The organism is Agrobacterium sp. BT-220-3, assembly GCF_025910175.1.
Classification (GTDB): domain Bacteria; phylum Pseudomonadota; class Alphaproteobacteria; order Rhizobiales; family Rhizobiaceae; genus Agrobacterium; species Agrobacterium oryzihabitans.
Genome location: NZ_JAPAIX010000002.1, coordinates 15,192 through 39,714 on the forward strand (window position 1 = coordinate 15,192; position 24,523 = coordinate 39,714).

General features: G+C 60.0%; 20 protein-coding genes. 4 read left to right on the forward strand and 16 right to left on the reverse strand.

Annotated features, from left to right (window positions below; translation table 11 throughout):
* Positions 1 to 36: 36 nt before the first annotated feature.
* The 3 genes from ugpA to OK142_RS06730 are packed head-to-tail and all read left to right on the forward strand — an operon-like array spanning position 37 to position 2,838.
* A complete protein-coding gene (gene ugpA, locus OK142_RS06720) occupies positions 37 to 918 on the forward strand; it encodes a sn-glycerol-3-phosphate ABC transporter permease UgpA (RefSeq protein WP_498681780.1) in 882 nt (293 codons plus the stop codon).
* A 10-nt stretch (positions 919 to 928) separates the two neighbouring features.
* Positions 929 to 1,777: a sn-glycerol-3-phosphate ABC transporter permease UgpE gene (gene ugpE, locus OK142_RS06725; RefSeq protein WP_003510648.1), complete on the forward strand. Its 849-nt coding sequence runs from the start codon at positions 929 to 931 to the stop codon at positions 1,775 to 1,777.
* Positions 1,777 to 2,838 carry a sn-glycerol-3-phosphate import ATP-binding protein UgpC gene (locus tag OK142_RS06730; protein WP_498681781.1) on the forward strand — a complete coding sequence of 354 codons (1,062 nt, stop codon included), beginning with the start codon at positions 1,777 to 1,779 and terminating at the stop codon, positions 2,836 to 2,838. Before ugpE ends, OK142_RS06730 begins: the two co-directional genes overlap by 1 nt.
* 51 nt (positions 2,839 to 2,889) lie before the next feature.
* Here OK142_RS06730 and OK142_RS06735 read toward each other — a convergent pair whose 3' ends face one another.
* The 7 genes from OK142_RS06735 to odc2 all read right to left on the reverse strand — a co-directional run bounded on the left by OK142_RS06735 (position 2,890) and on the right by odc2 (position 9,715).
* The gene (locus tag OK142_RS06735) at positions 2,890 to 3,996 is read right to left on the reverse strand and encodes an acyltransferase family protein (RefSeq protein WP_498681783.1); all 1,107 of its coding nucleotides are present in this window, start codon (positions 3,994 to 3,996) and stop codon (positions 2,890 to 2,892) included.
* 229 nt (positions 3,997 to 4,225) lie between these two features.
* The gene (locus tag OK142_RS06740; protein WP_003500030.1) at positions 4,226 to 4,669 is read right to left on the reverse strand and encodes a glyoxalase superfamily protein; all 444 of its coding nucleotides are present in this window, start codon (positions 4,667 to 4,669) and stop codon (positions 4,226 to 4,228) included.
* Positions 4,670 to 4,869: 200 nt separating this feature from the next.
* Positions 4,870 to 5,568 carry an OmpW/AlkL family protein gene (locus tag OK142_RS06745; RefSeq protein ID WP_444759978.1) on the reverse strand — a complete coding sequence of 233 codons (699 nt, stop codon included), beginning with the start codon at positions 5,566 to 5,568 and terminating at the stop codon, positions 4,870 to 4,872.
* A 295-nt stretch (positions 5,569 to 5,863) separates the two neighbouring features.
* Positions 5,864 to 7,159, reverse strand: coding sequence for an MFS transporter (locus tag OK142_RS06750; RefSeq protein WP_313609545.1), 1,296 nt, complete (start codon positions 7,157 to 7,159; stop codon positions 5,864 to 5,866).
* Positions 7,160 to 7,247: 88 nt separating this feature from the next.
* Positions 7,248 to 7,649, reverse strand: coding sequence for a MarR family winged helix-turn-helix transcriptional regulator (locus OK142_RS06755; protein WP_313609544.1), 402 nt, complete (start codon positions 7,647 to 7,649; stop codon positions 7,248 to 7,250).
* Between the two features lie 169 nt (positions 7,650 to 7,818).
* Entirely contained in the window at positions 7,819 to 8,388 is a 570-nt protein-coding gene (locus OK142_RS06760) for a GNAT family N-acetyltransferase (protein ID WP_082185835.1), read from the reverse strand.
* Between the two features lie 193 nt (positions 8,389 to 8,581).
* Positions 8,582 to 9,715 (reverse strand): ornithine/lysine decarboxylase, encoded by a 1,134-nt coding sequence (gene odc2, locus OK142_RS06765; RefSeq protein WP_003500043.1) that lies wholly within the window; start codon positions 9,713 to 9,715, stop codon positions 8,582 to 8,584.
* Positions 9,716 to 10,250: 535 nt separating this feature from the next.
* Between odc2 and OK142_RS06770 the strand changes: the two genes are divergently transcribed.
* Positions 10,251 to 11,144, forward strand: coding sequence for a LysR family transcriptional regulator (locus tag OK142_RS06770; RefSeq protein WP_498681786.1), 894 nt, complete (start codon positions 10,251 to 10,253; stop codon positions 11,142 to 11,144).
* A gap of 233 nt (positions 11,145 to 11,377) precedes the next feature.
* Here the strand turns inward: OK142_RS06770 and OK142_RS06775 are convergent, their stop codons facing one another.
* From OK142_RS06775 to OK142_RS06815, 9 genes are all read right to left on the reverse strand, one after another.
* Positions 11,378 to 12,331 (reverse strand): substrate-binding domain-containing protein, encoded by a 954-nt coding sequence (locus OK142_RS06775; protein WP_003500046.1) that lies wholly within the window; start codon positions 12,329 to 12,331, stop codon positions 11,378 to 11,380.
* A gap of 87 nt (positions 12,332 to 12,418) precedes the next feature.
* Entirely contained in the window at positions 12,419 to 13,420 is a 1,002-nt protein-coding gene (locus OK142_RS06780) for an ABC transporter permease (protein WP_080837230.1), read from the reverse strand.
* 38 nt (positions 13,421 to 13,458) lie between these two features.
* On the reverse strand, positions 13,459 to 14,982 hold the full coding sequence (locus OK142_RS06785) for a sugar ABC transporter ATP-binding protein (RefSeq protein ID WP_498681789.1): 1,524 nt from the start codon (positions 14,980 to 14,982) through the stop codon (positions 13,459 to 13,461).
* A gap of 189 nt (positions 14,983 to 15,171) precedes the next feature.
* Positions 15,172 to 15,795: a TetR family transcriptional regulator gene (locus tag OK142_RS06790; protein ID WP_082186085.1), complete on the reverse strand. Its 624-nt coding sequence runs from the start codon at positions 15,793 to 15,795 to the stop codon at positions 15,172 to 15,174.
* Between the two features lie 100 nt (positions 15,796 to 15,895).
* On the reverse strand, positions 15,896 to 19,030 hold the full coding sequence (locus OK142_RS06795; RefSeq protein WP_498681791.1) for a multidrug efflux RND transporter permease subunit: 3,135 nt from the start codon (positions 19,028 to 19,030) through the stop codon (positions 15,896 to 15,898).
* Positions 19,031 to 19,041: 11 nt separating this feature from the next.
* A complete protein-coding gene (locus OK142_RS06800; protein WP_498681792.1) occupies positions 19,042 to 20,226 on the reverse strand; it encodes an efflux RND transporter periplasmic adaptor subunit in 1,185 nt (394 codons plus the stop codon).
* A gap of 292 nt (positions 20,227 to 20,518) precedes the next feature.
* Positions 20,519 to 22,024, reverse strand: a complete 1,506-nt coding sequence (locus OK142_RS06805; protein ID WP_498681793.1) for a sensor domain-containing diguanylate cyclase — start codon at positions 22,022 to 22,024, stop codon at positions 20,519 to 20,521.
* Between the two features lie 169 nt (positions 22,025 to 22,193).
* Positions 22,194 to 23,018 carry a bifunctional allantoicase/(S)-ureidoglycine aminohydrolase gene (locus tag OK142_RS06810; RefSeq protein WP_498681794.1) on the reverse strand — a complete coding sequence of 275 codons (825 nt, stop codon included), beginning with the start codon at positions 23,016 to 23,018 and terminating at the stop codon, positions 22,194 to 22,196.
* A gap of 315 nt (positions 23,019 to 23,333) precedes the next feature.
* Positions 23,334 to 24,380: a class I SAM-dependent methyltransferase gene (locus tag OK142_RS06815; RefSeq protein ID WP_498681796.1), complete on the reverse strand. Its 1,047-nt coding sequence runs from the start codon at positions 24,378 to 24,380 to the stop codon at positions 23,334 to 23,336.
* Positions 24,381 to 24,523 lie beyond the last annotated feature (143 nt).

Sequence of the window (24,523 nt, forward strand, 5' to 3'; positions counted from 1 at the left end):
GTGCGGGCGGCGTTTCCATCTCATCAGGAGATCGCCGTGCAAAGCGTCGTATTCCCCAACAAGATCCTGCCTTATCTGCTGGTCGCACCGCAGATCATCCTCACGGTGGTCTTTTTCTTCTGGCCCGCAAGCCAGGCGCTCTACCAGTCGACCATGCGCGAGGACGCCTTCGGGCTGAACAGCAATTTCGTCGGGCTCGCCAATTTTTCCGCCGTGCTTTCGGACGAAAGCTATCTGAACGCGCTGCACGTCACGGTCATCTTCAGCATTCTGACAGCACTCGTCTCGATGGGCCTCGCCCTGCTTCTCGCGACGGCGGCAGACCGGGTCGTACGCGGCAAGGGTTTTTACCGCACCATGATGATCATGCCCTATGCGGTGGCGCCCGCCGTGGCGGGCATGCTGTGGCTCTTCATGTTCAATCCGGCCATGGGAACCTTCTCCTATATCCTGCGCCGCAACGGCATCATGTGGGACCCTTTGCTGAACGGCAATCAGGCCATGCTGCTCGTCGTCGCGGCGGCTGCCTGGAAACAGATCAGCTACAATTTCCTGTTCTTTGTCGCAGGCTTGCAGGCAATTCCGAAATCATTGCTGGAGGCAGCCTCCATTGACGGTGCGCGCGGTGCGCGACGCTTCTGGACCATCGTTTTCCCGCTGCTTGCGCCGACAACCTTCTTCCTTCTGGTCGTCAACACCGTCTATGCCTTCTTCGATACCTTCGGCATCATCCATGCCGTCACCGGCGGTGGACCGGCCAAGGCGACGGAAACGCTGGTCTACAAAGTCTATAATGATGGCTTCGTGAACCTCAACCTCGGCTCTTCCGCCGCGCAATCCGTCATCCTGATGGTGATCGTCATTGCGCTGACCGCCTTCCAGTTCCGCTTCGTCGAGAAGCGCGTGCATTACGGCTGAGGATTTCCTGATGATTGAAAATCGCCCGGTCGCCCGCGTGATCGCCCATCTGATGCTGGTTCTCGGCATCATCATCGTGGCCTTCCCGATCTATTACACTTTCATCGCGTCATCCATGACGTCGAATGACATCATCCGCCCACCAATGTCGCTGCTTCCCGGCGACCATCTTGGCGAAAACTATACGGACGCCATGGTCGGCGGCGTGGAAAGGGTTGTCGGTGTCAGCCTTGAGCGGCTGCTGTTCAACAGCTTCGTCGTGGCACTCGCCATCGCCATCGGCAAGATCGTCATTTCGTTCCTGTCGGCCTTCGCCATCGTGTTTTTCCGCTTTCCATTCCGCATGGGCTTCTTCTGGATGATCTTCATCACGCTCATGCTTCCGGTGGAAGTGCGCATCCTGCCCACCTACAAGGTCATCGTTGATCTGGGCCTGATCGACACCTATGCAGGGCTGACACTGCCGCTGATGGCGTCCGCGACGGCGACCTTCCTGTTCCGGCAATTCTTCCTGACAATACCGGGAGAAATGGTCGAGGCGGCGCGTATCGACAATGCCGGCCCGTTCCGCTTCATGCGCGATATTCTGCTGCCGCTATCGAAAACCAATATCGCCGCCCTATTCGTGATCCTGTTCATCTACGGCTGGACCCAATATCTCTGGCCGCTGCTCGTGACCAACGACGCCAAGATGAACACGATCATCATCGGCCTCAAGCGCATGGTGGATTTCACCGACGCTTCGACGCCCTGGAATTATGTGATGGTGACGGCGATCCTCGCCATCATCCCCCCGATTATCGTTGTGGTGCTGATGCAGCGCTGGTTCGTCAAAGGTTTGGTGGAGACCGAGAAGTAATGGCAAAAATTGCGCTGAAAGACGTCCGCAAGGTTTACGGCGGCAATGTCGAGGCCATAAAAGGCGTATCGATGGAGATCGCCGATGGCGAGATGATCGTGCTGGTCGGCCCCTCCGGCTGCGGAAAATCCACGCTGCTACGCATGATCGCAGGGCTGGAAGGCATATCGGGCGGTCAGATCATCATCGGCGACCGGGTCGTCAACGATCTGGAACCATCCGATCGTGACATCGCCATGGTGTTCCAGAACTATGCGCTTTATCCGCATATGACGGTGCGCCAGAACCTTGCCTACGGCCTGAAGAACAGAAACACGCCCAAGGACGAGATCGAGCGGCGCATCACCGAGGCCGCGAAGGCGCTCGAAATCGAACAGTTCCTGGAGCGCAAGCCGCGCCAGCTTTCCGGCGGCCAGCGCCAGCGTGTGGCCATGGGCCGCGCCATCGTGCGCAAACCCGCAGCCTTCCTGTTCGATGAGCCGCTCTCCAACCTCGATGCCAAGCTGCGCGTGCAGATGCGGGTCGAAATCCGCCGCCTGCAGCGCTCGCTCGCCACGACAAGCGTTTATGTCACCCACGACCAGATGGAGGCCATGACGCTGGCCGATCGCCTCGTGGTGCTGAATGCCGGGCGCATCGAACAGATGGGCACGCCGATCGAGCTCTATGAAAAACCGGCCACCACCTTCGTTGCCACCTTCATCGGTTCGCCATCCATGAACCTTCTGACCTATGGTGCGGCGTCAGCCAACGCTTCGTCCGGCTGGTCGGTGAATGGAACCGGCGCGCTGCCGCAAAACGCCGCCACGCTCGGCATCCGACCGGAAGACATCACGCTGGCGGATGCGGAACCGATGGACGCCGCCTTTACGGGCAACGTACAGGTGGACGCCGTGGAACTGGTGGGCGCGGAAAGCTACGTACACGGCTCCTTCGCCGAGGGCACCACCATCGTCTTTCGCGTCCACGGCCGCTCGCAGCTGCGCATTGGCGAAACACTGCGGATCGCCGCTCAGGCAAAGGATTTCCACCTGTTCGACGCATCGGGCAAGCGGATCTGAGACTGATTGCACCCGGCATTACCGCCAAGCGCGGCAATGCCGGGGCCTATTTTACGCCGATGATACCGCCGCCTGAGCGGGCTGGCGTGAGGCGAGTTTCTTGCCCAATGTCTGGGCCGGCAGTTCAATCAATCTGTAGCTCACATAGGCCATGGCCACCGTCAGAGCCCAGGCCGAGACGATCGTGACGTGAACCGGATAGGGCGCCAGTTGTCGATAGGGAAGCATATATTCCACGATCGGCTGGGCGACAGGTCCGAGCAGATAGACGGAATAGCTTAGCGCGCCAAGCCAGACGAAAACCGGATGCGTGATGCGGAGCCTTGTCGTGAAGAGCGCAAATAGCGCCATCCCCGCATAATAGGCGATCGTATAACGATACCAGGTCTCGCCGAAACCCATATCCACATTATAGCTCAGAAGGCTGACGACGGGCACGGCAAAGATGATGAGGAGGGAAGTGGCATGGATGAGCCGCCGCATAGGCACTCCGGCCTCTTCGCTGGCACCGTGACGCCATAACAATCCCCAGAACATGACGGTCAGCCCAAGCGGAATGGCGACCGGCAATTTGATGCCCGTACCATAACGCGCAGCCCCCATGGCGAGCGCGCAGAACAGGAAGAACACCACGGCGCCGGCGGCCCCCTCCGGCTTGTGAAGAAGCCTGACATAAAACAGCATGGCGCTGACGACGTAAAACAGGATTTCTATCTGCAGCGTCCAATAGACCCCGAGAATATTTTGCTGGCCCAGAAACTGCTGCAGCATCGTCACATTGGCGATGATCTGGGTAGGCGAGAAGGCGTCTCCCCGAACCAGCGGAATAATTGCCAGAGCAAGGACGATCGACACCCAGTAGGCGGGGTAAAGCCTGAAAAATCGCGAAATCGCAAAGCTGCGCAGAGGCGCCCTGTTTGCCTTCAGCAGTGAGAATGGAATGACAAAACCGGAAACGGCGAAGAACATGACAACGGCGATTTTTCCGAGGTCGAAGTATTCCGTGAAAAAATAGAACAGATAATATTCAGGCGCATTTGTCGTAAATCTGTTCTTATATGCCACTTCAGCGATATGAATGTATATCACCGCCAGAGCCGCTATGCCTCGAATGGAATCGACGTAAATCCAACGCCCGGGATTGCGGACCGCGCTCATCAATACCTCATCCAAAATTATTTATGAAAATACAAAAATCGTAATTTGGAGGAGACTATACTGCCGCCCAAACCCAGATTGCAACCGCTTACGCGATTTCTGCCTATTAAAGCGAGTAGTAGCGTGTGTACCCGAACAACAGCACACCAATAGCGGCAAACCGCATTCCGACCCTTGGCCGGAACGCGGTGCTACTGGCTTCGCAGCCGTCAGAAGCTGCCTCGTTACCCTACCAGACCAGCTCCACCTGCGGCCGGCCGTTGGAGGTTTTCTCCACCGTGCGCCCGGACGTGTCGATATTGCAGTGGACGCGCTGCCGGAAAGCCGAGAAGCTCTCGAAAGTCACAACGTCCACAGGATCGTCAAGATGCAGGGTCAGCCTATATCGTTCCGGGTCGCCGCCGAGCGCCTGCACGCCCAGCACCGAGGCCACGAAGGGTTGGCCAAGGTAAAAACCTTCCACCCTTGAACCCAACAGATAGGGGTTGAAAGCCGGGCGATTGCCAGCCGCGGCGTGCAGCGTGTTCCAGTCGCGGAAGCCATATTGCGCGGCGATGAGTTCCAGCGCCTTTGAATGGGTGATTGCCTGTCCCTCTGACTCAAGGGCGGCACGCAGCCGTTTTGCCTGTTCTTTCAGTCCCTCAAGCGCGGGAAGCGGTTTGGGCGCGTTCATAACGGTTCTCCAACATGCGCATGCCGAATTTTCCGAATGGGGTCCGCGTTGCCATCGACGACATGCAAAACATGGGGATGACCGTTATTCAGGAAAGAGCTTCACCAGGGGCGTAAACGCCTGCGGACGGCCGGGGCTCTTTGCCCGTGGCCGTCCGTATAACCGATAACGCGCCGCCCGTCAAAGGCGCGACAAGGGCGTCAGAAACGATAGGTGATACCCGCGCCGATCAACCAGGGATCAAGCTTTGCCTTGCCGCTGATCGGCGTGCCGCCGAGTTCCGCGGTCCAGTCGGTTTTCAGGAAAATCTTCTTCACGTCGAAGTTCACACCCCAATGCTCGTCCAGCATATAGTCGAAGCCAACCTGCACGGCCGCACCGAACTTGTTCTTGACGTCGAGATTGCTGAAACCGGGTTTTTCGGACTGGTTGTAGAACATCGAATAGTTCACGCCCGCGCCGATATAAGGCTTGAAGGCGCCGAAATCGGTAAAGTGATATTGCAGGGTCAGTGTCGGCGGCAGCAGCCATGTCTTGCCCACCGGCGTGCCGGCAAGCACGCCTTCGCCGTTGATCTTGGCGTAGGTGGTGCCAAGGATGAGTTCGGCAGCGATATTCGGGGTGAAGAAATAGCTGATGTCGAGTTCGGGGATCACGGTATCCGAATAGGACAGGCCGGCACCCGGCACACCGTCCACGCTGCCGCTGTCATGGGTGATGACGCCCAGGCCACGCACGCGCAGCATCCACGGGCTTGCCGCCGCGATCGCCTCTTCGGCGGTGGGCGCCGGTGCAGCCGGGGCAAGATCGGCGGCCATCGCGTTGGCCGACATCAGCATCGCTGCGATGCCTGCCCCGACACTGGCAAGCAAGGCGGTTTTTTTGTTCCTGTTCGTCATTCCATCTCTCCTATAGCGCGCCGCAGCCGGGCAAGCCCGGGAAACCGGCTGAAGACGGCGGGCCCTCGCGAATCCTCGCTTGCCGCAACCGCTGCAGCCACTATCGCCAAGGGAGAGGCAAGCGGATTGAGATGGATCAAACCGAAAGGCCAATGCAGAGCCAGAAAGTCTACACGGCGCATATTGTGACAATTGCGCAACAAGCAGCCGTGACAACGATCAATTACCAAAGAGAGGCAGGACAATAAGAAGGAGGCCCGCGTCCACAGGCCTCCCTGTTTGCATCGACTGGCTGTTACGCTGCCTGCGGTGCCAAAGTCGCGGAACCCGGCTTTTTGAGCAGCAGCACCGAGACAGCGGCGATCATGCACATCAGGCCGGCAATCTGGAGTGCGGGCATGTAAGTGTCGAAGTCGCTCTTGAAGAAGCCGGCGCCAAAGGCAGCAGTGGCAGCCCCCAGCTGATGCCCTGCAAACACCCAGCCGAAAACGAGGCCCGCCTTTTCGCGTCCGAAATTCTCAGCGGCAAGTTTCACCGTCGGTGGCACGGTCGCCACCCAGTCCAGCCCGTAAAACACGGCGAAGACTGAAAGCTCCACGAAGCTGAAACCCGAGAAGGAGAGATAAATCAGGGACAGTCCGCGCAGGCCATAAAACCAGAAAAGCAGGAAGCGGTTGTCGAAACGGTCGGAAAGCCAGCCGGCGAAGATGGTGCCGAAGAAATCGAAAATGCCGATGACTGCCAGTGTGCCCGCAGCCGTCACCGCGGCCATGCCGAAATCACCGCAGATGGAAATCCAGTGCGTCTGGATAAGACCATTGGTCGAAAGCCCGCAAACGAAGAAGGTACCGAACAACACCCAGAACACCGGGTTCCCGGACACGCTCTTCAACGTCACAAGCGGAGATACCAGCGTTGCAAGGAGCTTGTGGTCCTGCTTCGGCGGTTTCGCCACCACCGTCTCGCCATAGGCGGGAAGACCGACATCGGCGGGATGGTCACGCATCAAAAGCAGCACGAGAATCATGGCGGCCGCAATCACCGCAACCGACAGCGTCAGCGCGGTTCGCCAGCCGTAAGCCTCCGTCAACGCCGCGAGCAGCGGCAGAAAAACCAGCTGGCCGGTGGCATTGCTGGCCGTCATCAGACCGATCACCAGTCCCCGGCGTTTGGAAAACCAGCGCGACGCCACGGTCGCCCCCAGCACCAGCGCCGTCATGCCGGTGCCGACACCGATCACCACGCCCCAGAGCAGCAGCAACTGCCACACCTCAATCATGAAAAACGAGGCGACAATGCCGCCCATGATCAGGGCAAGCGCCGTCGACACCACCTGGCGAATGCCGAAATGGTTCATGAAAGCGGCAGCAAAAGGCCCGAGCAGACCGAAAAGCACCAGCCTGACCGCCATGGCGGAGGAGATATCGGCAATATCCCAGCCGAATTCCTGGTGCAGCGGCTGGATCATCACCCCGGCCGATCCCATCGCACCGGCAGTGGCCAGCATGGTCAGAAAGGTGGTTGCGGCAACGAGCCAGCCATAGTGTATGTTTCTGCCGGCCATCCAGCTGGCAAGGCGTGTGGAGAGCATGTTGAAAATCCCTTTCCAGCGGCCGGGGCCGAATTTTACGGGTATATACCCTATATTGCGTGCAGATACCCGTTTTATCATCAAAAAATTACAGTGCTGCGAGCAGTTCCTGCAATTGCATGGTCTTTTCCGGGCCAAGCCGGGCCTCGATCTTATCCTGCACGCCGTCCCAAAGCGGAGCACCCGCCTTCAGGATCGCCTGCCCCTCCCCGGTCACGCTCAGCATCGCCTCCCGCTGGTCCTCGCCATGGCCGATGGCCACCAGCCCCATGCGCGCCAGCACCTTGGCATTGCGGCCGACGGTGGAGCGATCCAGCTCCACCCGCGCGGCGAGATCGGTGAGCGACACCGGCGCCATGCGATTAATGTTCCGCAACAGGCTGAACTGGCCGATATTGACGCCAAGCGGCGCCAGCGCCTCGTCATAATAGGACGAGACCTTGCGGGATGCTTTGCGCAACAGAATGCAGTGGCAGCTATCGTTTGACATTTGTTTCGGGTATATACCCGTAAACTGCCGAACGCAAGAGAGTTTGGAATATTGCCGGCGCGTAAAGATGACCTCACGTCCCGGAAGTGCGCAAGAACGTAGTGAACACCGACCCGCCAAATGAAAACCCCGGCCTTTCAGCCGGGGCAATATTTCAACGGAAATCGTCTCAGGCAAAGAGCCGGCGGCCGCTCGCAACCAGCATGCCGGCTGCACCCTCCAGCCATCCGGCCCTCAATTCCAGCGCCAGGAAACGGCTACGCTCGAATGGGCCCGGCATGATCAGGTGCTGCGCCTTGTCGGCGAAAAAGCCGAAACGCTCGTAATAGGGTGCGTCACCCACGAGGAGGATGGCGCCGTGACCGCGTTTGGTGGCTTCGGAGATCGCAGCGCGCATCAGCGCCGAGCCGATGCCTTTGCCCTCATGAGCAGCATCGACGGCCAGCGGGCCGAGCAGCAGCGCTTCAACCGCGCGTCCTTCGCGCGAAATGCCGGCTTCGACATTCCACAGGCGTACCGTGCCGATGACATGACCATCCTCATCGCGAGCGACGAGCGCCAGACCTTCGGCCGGAACCCGGCCGGCGCGCAGCTTTTCGGACGATTTGCGGCGGCGGCCAGCGCCCATGGCGCGGTCAAGCAGGTTTTCACGGGCAACGACATCGCCCGGATTTTCCTGATCGACATGAAATGTCTGCGGCGTGAAAAATGCCCGTACCGAATTCAAAAGAGCGGCCATCCTTGGCCTCCCGTCACACAACCGCCCACACGCGGCCCTTGATGAAAAAATGGTGGAGCCGTTCCGGCCCGCCGACACGCTTTCCTCGGCTGGAAGAGGAGCAGCAAGCAGGGATTTGCGCAACAGCACAATCGGCAGGGCCGGAACGGAAGCTTGGTCGAGACGCCGCCCTTTTCAGCGGGCGGCGCTCGGATCAGATGACGTAGGCTTTCAGCGGCTCGAAACCGTTGAAGGCAACCGCGGAGTACGTCGTCGTATAGGCACCGGTGCCTTCGATCAGAACTTCGTCGCCGATCGTCAGAGAGACCGGCAGCGGGTACATGTTCTTTTCATACAGCACGTCGGCGCTGTCGCAGGTCGGACCGGCCAGAACGCAGGGCTGCATCTCGTCCTGATCGCGCTCGGTGCGGATCGGGTAACGGATCGCCTCATCCATCGTCTCGGCGAGACCGCCGAACTTGCCGATGTCGAGGAACACCCAGCGGTGGTTGTCGTTGTCGGACTTCTTCGACACGAGGACGACTTCCGCCTTGATGACGCCGGCATTGCCCACCATGCCGCGGCCCGGCTCGATGATCGTCTTCGGGATCTGGTTGCCGAAGTGCTTGCGCAGCGCCGTGTCGATCGCCTGGCCGTATTCTTCGGCAGCAGGAACGTCGCGCAGGTACTTGGTCGGGAAACCGCCGCCCATATTGACCATCTGCAGGTGAATGCCCTGCTTGGAAAGCGATCCGAAGACGCGCTTGGCATCGGCGAGCGCCGCATCCCATGCGTCGAGATTCATCATCTGCGAGCCGACATGGAAGGAAACGCCGTAGGATTCGAGACCGAGCTGATGTGCGTAGACGAGAACATCGACAGCCATCTGCGGCACGCAACCGAACTTGCGCGACAGCGGCCATTCGGCACCTTCGCCATCCGTCAGAACGCGGCAGAAGACGCGCGCGCCAGGAGCGGCACGGGCAACCTTCTCGACTTCCTCGTGGCTGTCCACGGCGAAGAGATCGATGCCGAGCGCATAAGCGCGGGCAACATCGCGTTCCTTCTTGATGGTGTTGCCGAAGGAAATCCGGTCGGATGTCGCACCCGCATCGAGCGCCATCTGGATTTCAGCCACGGAGGCGCAATCGAAGTTGGAGCCGAGCGAAGCGAGCAGCTTCAGGATTTCAGGAGCCGGGTTCGCCTTGACGGCGTAGTAGATCGCGCTGTTGGGCAACGAGTGCCGGAACGCGTTGAAATTGTCGCGCACGACGTCGAGATCGACCACAAGGCAAGGGCCTTCGGGACGTCGGGTCTTGATGAAGTCGAGAATGCGTGCAGTCGTCATCGATATATTCCCTATAAACCGGCTCCGGAAAATCCGGAGGACAAAGGACGCTCGAGATATGCATACGAATCAGCCGGTGGAGGCGCAGATTCGATAGCATACGCTCAAGGCGCGAATGTGAACGACGCCCTGCCAGAGCATCATTCGGCTTTGTCTGCCATCGATTGGAGGGATTGACCCGACCGCACTTCAGGCAATGATGGTGTGCCTCTTCAGTACCCCGGCTGATGGAAAGCCGGCAGAGAACCAGAAAGGCCCGCACCGTCGTTGCTTCATATGTCCTCGCATTTCCCGGTTGGCCGGAATAGCGACTGGAGGGGTTAGTTCCAGGTACCTTACCTAAATCCTCACCACATCGAGGACTCGGCGGACACACATGGGCACGTGCGACTTTGGGCAGCACGGGAGATAAGAATATTCGCCGTCATAATCAAGAGGATTTTTTCATCAAAGCGCGGATTTTTTCAGCAGCGGATTTAGGGTTGAACAGTCGCCTCCCAGCGTTCAATTATATGGAACGAACTGGAGGATTTTCATGGACACGCTGACCCGCATCCGCGCCTTTATCGATGTCGTCGAGGCGGAGGGTTTTTCCGCCGCCGCACGCAAGACCGGACGCTCCAAGGCGCTGTTGTCCAAATATGTGCGGGAACTGGAGGACGATCTCGGCGCGCTGCTCCTCAATCGCACCACCCGGCAGTTCTCGCTGACGGAGGCGGGACACACCTATTACCGCACCGCCTCCGATATCCTCAAGGAAATCGACAATCTCGCCGATCTGGTAAGGGAGAAGAATGCCGATCTTAAAGGCAAGCTCCGGATTTCGGTTCCCCGTACCTTCATCGACGCCGATGTCGGCCAGAGCCTGATCGACTTCGCCAAGGAAAATCCGGAACTGTCGCTGGAAATCGTCGCCGATGACCGGTTCGTCGATCTGATCGAGGAAGGCTTCGACCTTGCGGTTCGAATCACGCGGCTGGAGGATTCGGGCCTGATTGCCCGCAAGCTTTCCGATTTCCGGGTCTATGCCGTGGCGACGGCGGATTTCGTGGCCCAGCACGGGCCGCTCGACGGCCCGCAGGATTTCGCCCGCGTTCCCTTCATCATCGACACCAACACCCGCTTCCACAACTCCGTTCGATATTTCGAACCGGATGGCGGCTCGAACTCGGTGGCCATCAGCGGCCCCATCGAGGTCAACAGCCCGCAGGCAACGCTGCGCGCCGCACGCGCCGGGCTTGGCATCGCCATGGTGCCGGATTTCATCGCGCGACCCTACATCCAGTCCGGAGAGCTGGTGACGCTGTTCGACGATTATATTTCCAAGGACCGGGGCATCTACGCGGTCTATCCGCACCGTCGCTACCTGCCCGCCAAGGTGCGCAGCTTCGTGGATTATCTCTCGGCGTGGTTTCGCAAGAACGGGTGACGTAGCTGACGCTCCCCGAGCGTCATGCCGGACTTGATCCGGCATCCAGCCACGGCGCGTCTGCGCCGTGAAAGGACTCTCCCGCGATCAAGGACTTGACCGCACTGGACCCCGGATCAAGTCCGGGGTGACGGAGTGGGGATGCAATCGTCTCGCCAAATTCAAGCCTCGGCAAAACTTTTAGCAGCATCGACGCCCGCCTTTCAGCGGGCATCGCGTGGCCGGACCCCTTATCAGAACGGCGAATCCGGGAAGTAGAACTGCTCGGCATTGTCCTTGGTGACGAGCGTGGCATCGAGAATATACTCACCGGCAACCGGCACCTGATCGTAGAAATGACCGGCCGTCAGCTGCATGGCGGTCGCCACCATTGCCGGCGGGTAGAGCACGTCGACCGGCACCAGCTTGTCGCCGTCCATGACCTTCTTGATCATGTCCTTGGAACCTGCACCCGCGACGATATACTGGATATCGGTGCGTTTCGCCTGCTGGATCGCTTCAAGCACGCCGATCGCCATGTCGTCATCCTGACACCAGACCACGTCGATCTTCTTGTATTTGGTCAGATAGTCCTGCATCACGCGGAAGGCGTCGTCGCGGTTCCAGTTGCCGTACTGGCGATCGAGAACCTTGACGTTCGAGCCGGCAATACCCTTGTCGAAGCCGTCCTGGCGTTGCTGGTCGATGGGAATGGGCAGGCCGCGAATGACCACCACTTCCGCATCAGGCGTGGTTTTCTTGATGTATTCGCCCGCCACCTGTCCAAGTGCCGGGTTGTTGCCGGCAACGTAAAGATCGCGGATCGAATTATCGTTGACGCTCGGCGCGCGGTCCACGAGTGCGACGAAGGTGCCCTTGTCCTTGATCTCCTTGATGGCGTTGACCAGCGGATCGGGATCGGACGGCAAGACGACCAGCGCGTCCAGCCCCTGCACGGCAAGGTCCTGAAGCGCGTTTGCCTGATTGGCGGCATCCGGCGAGGTCTTGACGATGACGTTCAGACCCGGATGCTCCTTCATCAGAAGCTTTGCCACCCGTTCGGCATGGTAGACGACACCCGCCGTCCAGCCGTGGTCGGCCGCCGGAATGGACACGCCGATGGTGACCTTCTTGTCCTGCGCATGGGCCGAGCCCGCAAGCACCGCAGCCAGCGCGGCAAAGGCCACGCCGATGAATTTTCTACGCATAGTCTCTTTCCTCCCAAGACCGGGGCGTTCCTCCTCTTACAACCGCGCCTGCCCCACATACGCGGTCAAACTCCCCATCGCGCCTTGCTATCTGCGGCTCAAAGAGCGCTGCACCAGCATGGCGATGATGATGATCGCGCCCTGGATGGCGCCGATCAGATATTCGCTGACGAAGTTCGACAGGATCATGATGTTGCCGACGATCTCCAGAATGAAGGCGCCGCAGATCGTGCCCCAGATGCGCCCTACGCCGCCGCGCAGTGCCGTGCCGCCGACGACGACGGCGGTGATGGCCTGCAGCTCCCACAACATGCCTGTCGTGGCCGAGGTGGAAGCGAGACGCGGCACATAAAGCAGCACCGCCACCGCAACACAAAGTCCCTGCACAACATAAGCGATGGTGCGGACCCGCGCGACCGAAATGCCGGAATATCGCGCCACATCTTCGCTGGAACCTACGGCTGTCAGATGCCGGCCGTAACGGGTGCGGTAAAGCACGAAGGCGGCGATGGCGGCCGTGACGAAGATGACGATAACAGGCACAGGCACGCCGAAGACGTTGCCGAAATAGACCGGGCGATAAAGCGTCTGGATTTCCGGGTTGCGCAGCGTGATCGCACCGCCCTGCGACAGCCAGGTGGTCAGCCCGCGATAGATGCCCATGGTGCCGAGCGTGGCGATGAAAGGTTCGATACGGCCGATGGTCGTAATGAGACCGTTGGCGAGCCCACAGGCCGCACCGATGGCGACCGCAAGCGCCATGGCGGCGAGCAGCATCAGCAGCGGACTGGCGATGACACCGCTGTTCATGAACAGGATCATCAGGCTGGCCACGAAAGCGACCATTGCGCCAACGGAAAGATCGAGCCCGCCGGATGTGATGACGTAAGTTGCGCCAAGCGCGATGATGGCAATGAAGGCGCTGCGGGTAACGACATTCAGGAGATTGTCGATGCCGATGAAATTGGGATTGGCGATGGTGCCAAGAACCAGAAGCAGAGCCAGCGCCACAAAGGGCGCTACGGCGCGCAGATCCCAGTCCTTCGAGGTCTTCGGCGTCTTGCCGTTATCAAGTGCGGCCTCAGTCATGTTTCCCCTCAGTATTCTTCCCCTTGCGCATCTTCACCTCAGGCCACCTCTTGTGTGTGAACGCCTGTCGCCAGCGCCACGATGTCGTTTTCGGTCATGCGCTCCCCCGTTACCTCGCCAACGATCCTGCTGGAGCGCATCACGACGATGCGGTCGCAAATGCCGATCAGCTCCGGCATTTCCGAGGAGACGACAATGATCGAGCGCCCCTCATCCGCAAGCTTGGCGATGAAACGGTAAATCTGCTCCTTCGTGCCGATGTCGATGCCCCGCGTCGGCTCGTCGATGATGACGATGGACGGATCAAGCAGCATCATCTTGGCAAGCAGAAGCTTCTGCTGGTTGCCGCCGGAAAGCTGGCCCGCCAGCAGATCCTTGCGGCCGGTGCGGATATCGAAATCATGGATAGCGTCGTCGAGCGCCGCCGTCTCCCGGCGGGTGTCGATCTGGAACAGTCGGCTGAATTTCTTGAGCGAGGCAAGCGTGAGATTGACCCGCAAATCCTTGGCCAGCAGCAATCCCTTGCCCTTGCGGTCCTCGCTCAGATAAACGATGCCGGCCTTCAGGCTGTCTTCCGCCTTGGCGAAATGCACGGGTTTGCCGAGATGGCGGATCGTGCCGCGCCCCGGCCGCAGGCCAAGCACGCCCTCCATAAGCTCCGTTCTGCCTGCCCCAACGAGACCCGCAAAACCGAGAATCTCGCCCTTGCGGAGGCTGAAACCGGCGTCCTGCGCGTAGCCTGGCACCGTGAAATGCTTCACCTGCAGAACCGGCTCGTGCTCGCCGCCGGCGTTGCGGTCAGGATAGAGCTTTGCCACATCGCGCCCCACCATCAACCGCGCCATATCCGCTGGCTCGAGTGCCGATATCGGGTGGGAAGCGACCAGCTTGCCGTCGCGCAGCACCGTTACCCGGTCGGCGATCTCCTTCACCTCCGGCAGGCGGTGCGAAATATAAAGGACCGCCACGCCTTTCGCCCTGATGTCACGGATGACGTTCAGGAGCGCATCGGTTTCGATGGGGGTGAGGCTCGCGGTCGGCTCGTCGAAAATGACGACGCGATGCGGCACCAGCAGGACGCGGGCGATCTGCACCAGTTGCCGCTGGGCAATCGACAGGCTGCCAACGATGGCGTCCGGATCGATCGTGCCGCCAAGATCGCCGATTGCCTTGCGGGCGCCCTCGCGCATGGCGCGGTCGTCCACCATCGGTCCCTTGCGCAATTCGCGCCCGAGATAGATGTTCTGCGCCACCGTCAGGTCAGGCGCCAGCAATATTTCCTGATGCACGAGAACGATGCCACGATGTTCGGCGTCCACCGGGCCGCTCAGCGTAGCGGCTTCGCCGTCTATCTGGATTTCACCGCCCGACGGCTTTTCGTTGCCCGCAAGCAGCTTCATCAGCGTGGACTTGCCAGCGCCGTTCTCGCCGATGATGGCGTGAACCTCGCCGGCGCGCACCGCGATCTCAATATCCTTCAGAACCTGTACCGGACCAAAAGACTTCGACAGCCCGACCGTCCGGATAAGGGCCGGGTCTGGAGATGCTTCAGCAAAAGCCATGTGCCGTCACCGGTGTCCGGCGCGAATGGACGGCGCTTGCCCCTTAATTTTATTTGAAATGACCATCTGCGAACTCCTCCCAAAGCTCAAGGAAGAAGCTAGCGTCCGTTTTGAGGTACGTAAAGCAAATTTCGCTGGTCTTTTAGAATACACTCAAATTTGACCGCGCCAGCGGGTCCCGAAATCCGGTCATGACGACGGGGAACGCTGAAAACCCTTCATGAGACGATGCACAGCCTCGGCACCTTCCTTGGCCAGATCGAAACGCTTGCCGAAGAGCAGCCAGTCGGAGCAAATGCCCTTTATCAGCCAGTAGATCGCATCGAGTGCCGATTCCGCCGTCCAATTGTCATTGAAAGCGCCTTCGGCCTCCGCGCGCTCGAAAACCACCTCGAGGCGCTCTTTCTGGGAACGGTCCAATTCCTCCTGCGCGTGCAAAACCGGTGCAAACTCATCGGAATAGTTGGTGCGCAGGCTGATGGTCATGATGCGCTGGCGCTGTTCGTCTCCCGCCAGCAGGGCCAGCCACTTGCAAGCGGCTTCCTCGATTTTGGCGAGAAGCGCCAGGCCTTTCAGATCGGGATCGTCGAAATCGAGCAGATCCGATTCGGGCAAGGCGACCGATTCATAAAGCCCGATGAAAAGGTCGCTCTTGCTGGAGAAATGCCAGTATATCGCACCGCGCGTCACACCGGCAGCGGCCGCCACCTCGTCCAGCGAACTGTTGGCCACGCCCTTCTTGAAGAACACCCGCTCGGCAGCGGCAAGGATCGCCTGACGGGTCTCTTCTGCCTCGGCCTTGGTACGGCGCATGCTGATGTCTCCTTCGAATCGTGGCACGGTGCCTTCGCACCGTGCCTGTTTGCATTGCCGGCCCATCAATCACATGACTATGCCGGCCTTTTCATCCGTTTTATTCCGCAGGCGATACGGCGTCAGCAGCAATCTGGCTGTCCTTCTTCCGATCCCCGAAAATCTTCATGACGAATACGAAGAAGACGGGAACGAAGAAGATCGCAAGGATCGTCGCCGAGATCATGCCGCCGAGCACGCCGGTGCCGATGGCGTTCTGGCTGGCCGCGCTTGCACCCGAAGCGATCGCCATCGGCAGAACGCCGAGGGAGAAGGCAAGCGAGGTCATCAGGATCGGCCGAAAGCGCAAGTGCGCCGCCTCCACCGTGGCATCATAGGTGGATTTTCCCTCCGCCCGCAAATCCTTGGCGAATTCGATGATCAGGATCGCGTTCTTGGCCGAAAGCCCGATGATGGCGACGAGGCCGACCAGAAAGTAGACGTCGTTCGGCATGCCGCGCATCATCACCGCCGCCACCGAACCGATGACGCCGAGCGGCACCACCAGCATGACGGAGAGCGGAATGGACCAGCTTTCGTAAAGCGCCGCCAGAAGCAGGAACACGAACAGAACGCTAAGCCCGATCAGCGCCGGCGCCTGCGAACCGGACTGGATTTCCTGCAGCGACTGGCCGGTCCATTCGAAACCGAAGCCGCTTGGCAACTCGCCCGCCAGACGCTCCATTTCAGCGATCGCGTCACCCGAGGAATAACCGGGTGCCGATTGCCCGCCGATACGGACCGCAGGATAGCCGTTATAACCGACCACCTGCGAGGGACCACGTACCCATTCCACCGAGGCGAATGAGCTGATCGGCACCATGCCGCCATTGGCGTTGCGAACGTTGAGGTGCAGCAGGTCCTCGGTCTTCATACGCTGGCCCTGCTCCGCCTGCACGGTCACGCGCTGCATGCGGCCGGCATTGGGGAAGTCATTGACGTAGGACGAGCCCATATTGGCCGAGATGGTGGCGTTGATGTCGCTGAAGGTCACACCGAAGGTATTGGCCTTTTCACGGTCGATGATGAGGTTGACCTGCGGCGAATCCGGCATGCCTTCGACGCGAAGGCCGGCCAGAACAGGGCTCTGCTGCGCGGCCGCCATCAGCTGCGCACCGGCGGCGCTCAGCGCCGCCTGTCCGGCACCCGCACGGTCCTGCAGGCGGAAGGTGAAGCCGCTGGAATTGCCGAGACCCTGAATGGGCGGCGGCGACAGCGTGAAGGCCATGGACCCGGGCAGGCCCCACAGCTTGCCGTTGATGCGTTGGGCGATGGCGGAGGCGGAATCCTCCGGTCCACGCTCGCTCCAGTCCTTCAGCGTCGCGAAGGCAAGACCGGCATTCTGCCCGGAACCGGAGAAGGAGAAGCCCGAAACCGCGATCACGCGATCGACCGCCGGTTCCGCCAGGAAGATCTTTTCGATTTCCTGGATGGATTGCAGGGTGCGTTCGCTGCTGGCTTCCGCCGGCGCCTGGATGTCGACGATCAGGTAGCCCTGGTCCTCGTTTGGCAGGAACGAGCTCGGCAATTGCATATAGGCCCAGCCGAGACCGGCAAGCAGCGCCGCATAGATGATCATGAACCGGCCGGAACGCTTGATGATGCTGCCGACCGACGAGGAGTATTTATGCGAAGCCTTGTCGAAGCCGCGGTTGAACCAGCCGAAGAAGCCCTTCTTCTCATGGTGCCCGGCCTTGATCGGCTTCAGGAACGATGCGCAGAGCGCCGGTGTGAGCGACAGCGCGAGGAAACCCGAAAACAGGATGGAGACCACCATCGTCAGGCTGAATTGCTGGTAGATGATGCCGACCGCCCCGGGGAAGAAGGCCATGGGCACGAACACCGCCGTCAGAACCAGCGTGATGCCGATGATGGCGCCGGAAATCTGGCCCATCGCCTTGCGGGTCGCCTCCTTCGGCGACAGGTGTTCTTCCGCCATGATGCGCTCGACATTCTCGACGACGACGATCGCGTCATCGACCAGAATGCCGATGGCGAGAACCATGGCGAACATGGTGAGAACGTTGATCGAGAAACCCGAGACATACATGATGGCGCAGGTACCGAGCAGCGCCACGGGCACCACGAGCGTTGGAATGATGGTGTAGCGGATGTTCTGAAGAAAGACGAACATCACCACGAAGACGAGGATGATCGCCTCCACCAGCGTGTTGATCACCTTCTGGATCGAAATCTTCACGAAGGGGCTGGTGTCGTAGGGAATTTCATATTCCAGACCGGGCGGAAAATAACGCGACAGTTCTTCCATGGTGGCGCGCACGCCATCGGAGGTCTGCAGCGCATTGCCGGTGGGCGAGAGCTGCACGCCGATGGCCGCACTGGGCTTGCCGTTCAGGCGGCTGGAAAAGGCGTAGCTTTCGCCGCCCACTTCCACGCGCGCCACATCACGCAGCCGGACGGACGAGCCGTCCGGATTGGCGCGCAGAACGATGGAGCCGAATTCATCCGGGGTTGTCAGCTGGCCCTGCACGTTGACGGTGGCCGAAATCTGCTGGCCAATCGGGTTGGGCGACGCGCCGATACGGCCCGCCGCAACCTGCGAGTTCTGCGCCTGAATGGCGGAGATGACGTCGGACGAGGTGAGGCTGAGGCCGAGCATCTTGTCCGGGTCCATCCAGATACGCATGGAGCGCTGGGTGGCGAACAGCTGCGCGCTGCCGACGCCCGGCACACGGCGCAATTCGCCGAGCACGTTGCGGCTGAGATAGTCACCGAGGCCGATAGCGTCGGTATTGCCATCCATGGAGGTGAGCGCCACCATCATCAGGAACGAGGTGCCGGCCTGTTCGACGCTCAGGCCCTGCTGCGTGACCGCCTGCGGCAGGCGCGGCTGGACACGGGCGATGCGGTTCTGCACCTCGACCTGCGCCTCGCCGATATTGGTGCCCGGCGCGAAGGTGACGTTGATGGAAATGCTGCCGGACGATTCCGAGGTCGATTCAAAATAGAGGAGACCCGGAACACCGTTCAGCTCTTCCTCGATGGGACGCGTGACGCTCTGGTAAATGTCTTCGGGCGCAGCACCCGGATAGTTGGTCGCAATCGAAATCTGCGGCGGCGCCACGTTCGGATATTGCGCAATCGGCAGCATGGGAATGGCAAGCAGGCCCGCCAGCATGATGAAGATGGAGACGACCCAGGCGAAGATGGGCCGATCGATGAAGAAACGTGCCATGAAATCGGTCCTTATTGCTTCGCAGCCGGAGCAGCCGCCCCGTCAGCGGCGGCGACATCGGCTTCGCGCGACCACGGCTCGGGCTTCACCTTCGCGCCGGGTGCGGTTTTCTGGAAACCTTCGGCAACCACGCGATCGCCATCCTTCAGCCCTTCGGAAATCACCCAGCGGTCGCCGATGGCACGGCCGACGCTGACACGCCGCTGCTCAACCGTGTCTTCCGCGTTGACGACAAGCACGCTCGCCTGCCCACCCGCATCGCGCTGCACGGCCTGTTGCGGCACGGCGAAGGCTGCCCTCTCAATACCCTGCTGGATCTGGACGCGGACATACATGCCCGGCAGCAGATCGCCATTCGGGTTGGGGAATTCGCCGCGCAACGTCACCTGACCCGTGGTCTCATCAACCGCGGCTTCGGAAAACAGCAGACGGCCGGGAATAGGATAACGGCTGCCGTCATCGAACAGCAGGTTGACCTCGGCCTCATTCGGGCCGGTCATCAGCTGACCGTCCTGCAGGGCCTTGCGCAGACGAATGAGATCGGCGGCGGGCTGGGTGAAATCGGCATAAATCGGATCAAGCTGCTGGATCGTCGCCAGATTTTCCGAACCGGTGGCGCTGACAAGCGCACCTTCGGTGATCCGCGCCCGGCCGATCATGCCGCTGATCGGTGCGGTCACATTGGCATATTGCAGATTGAGCTTTGCTTCGGCGACACCGGCTTCGGCAACAGCCACCTCGGCGTCGGCCTGCGCCAGCTGGGCGATGGCATTGTCGAATTCCTGCTGAGAGCCGACGTTGGAGCGGCGCAGCTGCTGCTGCCGGTCTGCCGTCTGCCGTGCCTGCAGCTGCGCGGCCTGCGCCCGGCGCAGCGTTCCTTCCGCGCTGTCTACACGAACCTGAAAGGGCGCAGGATCGATCCGGTAAAGAACGTCACCTTGCTTCACCAGCGAACCCTGCTCGAAGACCCGTTCGACGATGATGCCGGAAACGCGCGGGCGCACTTCGGCAAGCCTCGTCGGCGCAATGCGTCCCGGCAATTCGTTGTTGATGGGCAATTCTTCCTGTTTCACCGTCACGACCTTCACCGCGCCGGGTGGAGGAGCGCCGGGCGCGGACGCCTGCTCATCGCTACATCCGACCAGAACGATGCCCGTCAAGAACACCGCCACGATCTGCCCCAATCTCTTCGCCATACTGCGCTCCGAATCCATAAAATAGGTCACATTTACATACATACTAAGACGTATGTAAAATACTGGCAACATATTTGTTGCAGCGCAGCAGTGGTGTCACGCGCTTGTGAAGGCCGCTTGCCGGCTTGGAAATCAGAATTGGCGGGAATTTTTTGCGGAAGGGCGAACATGAGCGACCCGCGAAACGGGTCACCCACAGCAGATGGCAGGGATCGCGGGCAATCCCGCTGCCGGAACTTGAAATGGTGAAAGGAGCGAACAGACGGGCTAAAGCGCCCTTGTCGCCCAGCCGTCAGAACAGGCGCTTCACGGTCGTGTTTTCCGGCTGCGGACCAGCCTTCGTCGTGTCGCTGTTATCGGCAGATCTGTTGCGCAGCGCTGCATAATAAGCGTTTTTCTGCTCGTACATATTCATATCGGCGCGGCGCACCAGCGATTCCATCGTCTCGCCGGCCTCGCTGGTTGCAACACCGAGCGACAGGCTGAGCGGCGCGCTGGAATAGAACTGATTATTGATCTTCAGCAGCTCATAAACGGTATCGACCATGGCAGCAGCGATCTGTTTGTCCGCCCCGGGAAGCAGAATGGCGAATTCGTCACCGCCGATGCGCGCCGCATGGTTCGGCGCGGTCACGACGCCGTTCAGGACCTCACCCATGCGCCGCAACAATGCGTCACCGGCATCGTGCCCGAGCTTGTCATTGGCGTCCTTCAGGCCGTTGAGATCGATGACGATGGCCGAGACGGGCCGCAGCGCGCTGCGGTCCAGCCGGTTCAGCTCGTCGGAATAGAAAGCGCGGTTGTGCAGCTTGGTCAGCACATCGTGCTTGCCCAGATATTCGAGATAGGCTTCCGCCTTCTTGCGCGCGGTGATGTCCGTCAGCGCCACCTGCACCAGCGACCAGTCGCGCTCGTGGCCGGGAAAAACGGAGAAGTGCAGCAGCACATGCCGCTCCGAACCATCCAGCGCGTAGTTCACCACCTCGCGGTGGTGGGTGAGATTGCCGTTCCAAAGCTCCATCAACTGCTCACGGAACGGCTTTTCCATCTCGCCGCGGAAAATATCGCCGAGCCGCTGCAGCAGAACCTGCCGGTCCGGTGCGCAAAACAGGTCCAGCGTCGCCCGGTTGACGTCGATCACGCGGATTTCGCTCATGCATTGCCGCACGAATTCGGGATGCACATCCATGAACACCCGGAAATCGACGATGCCGCGTTCCCTGACTTCCTCGATCAGCCGACGGACCCGGCTGAAATCCTCCACCCAGAGGGAAACCGGCGAGTGCTTGAACATGCCTTCGGCATAACGGCGGTTGACAAGCTCCTTGCGGCGCGCCTCCTCGCGTTCCGTCACATCTTCGGTCGTCAGCAACAGCCGCCCGAGCGTTTCTTCATGGCCGGGTATAACCGCGCCGCGCAGCTGGATATCCAGCCGCTTTCCGCCGATCGAATAATTGACGGCATTACTGGTGAATTCCGTCTTGCCCGCAAAGAGTTCCGAAAGCTCGTTCACGTGGCTTTCGAGCATGTCATCGCGAAAAATCCGGTGCAGATTGTCGACGAGATGCGCCTGATCGCGCGCCTCGAACAGCTCCAGCGTTTTGGCGTTGACCTGAAGCACGCGGATTTTCTGCGAACATGCCGCGACACGGGACAAATCCTCCAGGAGAAAAGTCCTGATATCCTCGACACCCTCCGCCCGCCAGATATCAAACTGGTTCTTCACCGCGCTGAAATCTTCGATCCACATCGCCACGGGCGCAAGATTGAAGATATTGGTATCGATCGTCTCAATCATACGGGTAGTCTTCTTCAGGATGAATGCGGGCGGATGCCGAAATCGTGCGGCGCAGCGATTGCCGACCGCATATTGGGATTTATTAGGGATATTCGATCTAACGCAAGCATTTATCGCGCAAGCCCGCGGATTGCGCGATAAATCAAGGTTTCAGGGGATATACTGCCCGTTACCAGAGCTTCACGTGGCGGTTGACGTCCTTGTAGAGCAAATAGCGGAACCGGCCCGGCCCGCCCGCATAACAGGCCTGCGGGCAATAGGCGCGCAGCCACATGAAATCGCCCGCCTGCACTTCCACCCAGTCCTCGTTCAGCCGGTAGACGGCCTTGCCTTCCAGCACGTAGAGACCGTGTTCCATGACATGGGTTTCCATGAAGGGAATGGTCGCACCCGGCTGGAAGGTGACGATGTTGAGATGCATGTCGTAACGCACATCCTCCGGATCAATGAACCGGGTCGTCGCCCACTTGCCGTCCGTGTCGGGCATGGCCGACAAAGCAACCTCATCCTCATGCGAAAAGATCGCCGGCGGCGGCTCAAGGCCGTCGACTGCCTGAAACGCCTTGCGGACCCAATGGAACTTGACGGGCGCCTTGCCGGAATTGCGAAGCTGCCAGCGCGAGCCGGCTGGCAGGAAGGCGAAGGAACCCTCCCGCAGGGCATGCTGCGCGCCCTCGAACTCCACGGTCATTTCACCATCGACGACAAAGATCGCCGCCTGCGCCCTTTCATCGGGCTCCGGCCGGTCGCTGCCGCCGCCGGGCTGCACCTCGACGATATATTGCGCGAAGGTTTCGGAAAAACCCGTCATCGGCCGGGCGATGATCCAGGCCCGCGTGCCGGTCCAGTGCGGCAGCACGCTCGTCACGATATCGGACATCACGGTTTTGGGGATGACCGCATAGGCAGTCTTGAAAACAGCCTTGCTCGACAGCAGTTCCGTCTGCCCCGGCAGACCGCCCATATCCGAATAATATCTCTTCATTTCAGCCATTCCATTCTGCAACGCATTCGGCGCGGATTCTTAGGCCCGCAGCAGCGTTTAATCAAATGGTTATTGGTGGCGGACGAGCGGGTAACAGGATGTCATAGGCAATGACATGAGGCACGTCGTCGCCGCTTGTTTCTTCTCCCCGCCGGGGAGAAGGTGGCCCGAAGGGTCGGATGAGGGGGCGAGGTAGCGATAGGCTGCGAGCTTGCCCCCTCATCCCGCTGCCGCGACCTTCTCCCCGGCGGGGAGAAGAAACAAGCGGCACCCACTCGCTCCACCTGAACAGCCAGCAATGAAGCCTCAGCCAAGAGATGGGCCTCAGCCCTTCTTACGCATCGTCGCATAGACGATATTGTGATTTTCGCCGAAGAACACATCCGCCTCGATGCTCGAGGGATCGGCGCTGGCATTGACGATCCGCCACATATCCGCCTTTGAACGCAGCAGCAGCGCCCAGTTCATGAAGGTTTCCATGTAACCGTCGACAACGATATCCTCGGAGAAATTGGCGAAGAGGAACATTCCGCCGGGTTTGAGCATCTCCATGCAGCGCCGGGTGAGCTTGATCGCCACCCTGTCGTTCAGATAATCATAGAGACCGGCGGCATAGACCAGATCGAACGTGCCCAGTTCCTGCGTCCGCAGGACGATATCGCGCACGGAGCCGTCGATCGCCTCGATGCGGCTGCCATTGAAATCACGCGCGACGGAGCCGACGCTCAAGGGGTCCTGATCGAGCGCCACCCAGCGCTTTATCCCTCCCTCTTTTAATGCCACGGATGCATCCGCCTCGCGCAGATGTCCCGACGCGATTGTGAGGATTTCCGTCTCCTCCCCATGCCGGGCCGCAGCCTCGTCCACGAAGCGCGTCAGCAGATCCCGCCGCTCGCGCACGGCAACCGAGGAACTGGCATCCCTGGTGTAATCATAAAGTGCCGCGCCAAGCGGCGTGGCGTTCTTCACCAGATCGGCGACGCTGTCGTGACCGTAGATGAAGTCGAGAAGCTGGGCATCTCCCGAATAACCTCTCGGCTTTTCGAACGACCAGCGCGTGAAGGGATCTTCGAGAAAATAGTCCGATACGGAGTGATTCTGTACCAGCGGAATAAGTTCTGCCCACACGCTGGAGTGGAGCTTCTCCCGCAGACCATGCAGCGCGCCGGCCGTTCGATGTATTATCTCACGTGCCGAAACACCATTGTCAAATTGCTGCTGTGCCAATTCGAGAATGAGCGCGATTTCTGCTTTTGCAACTGCGAACTGCTCATCGAAATTTTCCGTCTTGCGTGCAAAAATCTCTTTTGCGACAGTATCCGGGGTGATCAGACTTGCCCCGTCAAGATTTTTCTTCTTTACCCGCACCACTTCAGCCTCCAGTATTAACACATTGTTAACTATACGTTTCTGGGAGACGGAAGGCCACTCGCTTTCGATTTTTGAGCGGTGTAGGGATAGATTAGTAGATTAGCGTATTTTTTTGGTCACACTTATGGGCGGAGGAGAAAGTG

Excerpts from the sequence above, each read along its gene's own strand:
- OK142_RS06810 (WP_498681794.1), bottom strand. The coding sequence starts at position 23,018 with ATGGCTGAAATGAAGAGATATTATTCGGATATGGGCGGTCTGCCGGGG.
- OK142_RS06780 (WP_080837230.1), bottom strand. The coding sequence starts at position 13,420 with ATGACTGAGGCCGCACTTGATAACGGCAAGACGCCGAAGACCTCGAAG.
- OK142_RS06800 (WP_498681792.1), bottom strand. The coding sequence starts at position 20,226 with ATGGCGAAGAGATTGGGGCAGATCGTGGCGGTGTTCTTGACGGGCATC.
- OK142_RS06775 (WP_003500046.1), bottom strand. The coding sequence starts at position 12,331 with ATGCGTAGAAAATTCATCGGCGTGGCCTTTGCCGCGCTGGCTGCGGTG.
- OK142_RS06795 (WP_498681791.1), bottom strand. The coding sequence starts at position 19,030 with ATGGCACGTTTCTTCATCGATCGGCCCATCTTCGCCTGGGTCGTCTCC.
- OK142_RS06790 (WP_082186085.1), bottom strand. The coding sequence starts at position 15,795 with ATGCGCCGTACCAAGGCCGAGGCAGAAGAGACCCGTCAGGCGATCCTT.
- ugpE (WP_003510648.1), top strand. The coding sequence starts at position 929 with ATGATTGAAAATCGCCCGGTCGCCCGCGTGATCGCCCATCTGATGCTG.
- OK142_RS06760 (WP_082185835.1), bottom strand. The coding sequence starts at position 8,388 with ATGGCCGCTCTTTTGAATTCGGTACGGGCATTTTTCACGCCGCAGACA.
- OK142_RS06755 (WP_313609544.1), bottom strand. The coding sequence starts at position 7,649 with ATGTCAAACGATAGCTGCCACTGCATTCTGTTGCGCAAAGCATCCCGC.
- OK142_RS06745 (WP_444759978.1), bottom strand. The coding sequence starts at position 5,568 with ATGACGAACAGGAACAAAAAAACCGCCTTGCTTGCCAGTGTCGGGGCA.
- odc2 (WP_003500043.1), bottom strand. The coding sequence starts at position 9,715 with ATGACGACTGCACGCATTCTCGACTTCATCAAGACCCGACGTCCCGAA.
- OK142_RS06735 (WP_498681783.1), bottom strand. The coding sequence starts at position 3,996 with ATGAGCGCGGTCCGCAATCCCGGGCGTTGGATTTACGTCGATTCCATT.
- OK142_RS06785 (WP_498681789.1), bottom strand. The coding sequence starts at position 14,982 with ATGGCTTTTGCTGAAGCATCTCCAGACCCGGCCCTTATCCGGACGGTC.
- OK142_RS06740 (WP_003500030.1), bottom strand. The coding sequence starts at position 4,669 with ATGAACGCGCCCAAACCGCTTCCCGCGCTTGAGGGACTGAAAGAACAG.
- OK142_RS06805 (WP_498681793.1), bottom strand. The coding sequence starts at position 22,024 with ATGATTGAGACGATCGATACCAATATCTTCAATCTTGCGCCCGTGGCG.
- OK142_RS06770 (WP_498681786.1), top strand. The coding sequence starts at position 10,251 with ATGGACACGCTGACCCGCATCCGCGCCTTTATCGATGTCGTCGAGGCG.
- OK142_RS06750 (WP_313609545.1), bottom strand. The coding sequence starts at position 7,159 with ATGCTCTCCACACGCCTTGCCAGCTGGATGGCCGGCAGAAACATACAC.
- OK142_RS06730 (WP_498681781.1), top strand. The coding sequence starts at position 1,777 with ATGGCAAAAATTGCGCTGAAAGACGTCCGCAAGGTTTACGGCGGCAAT.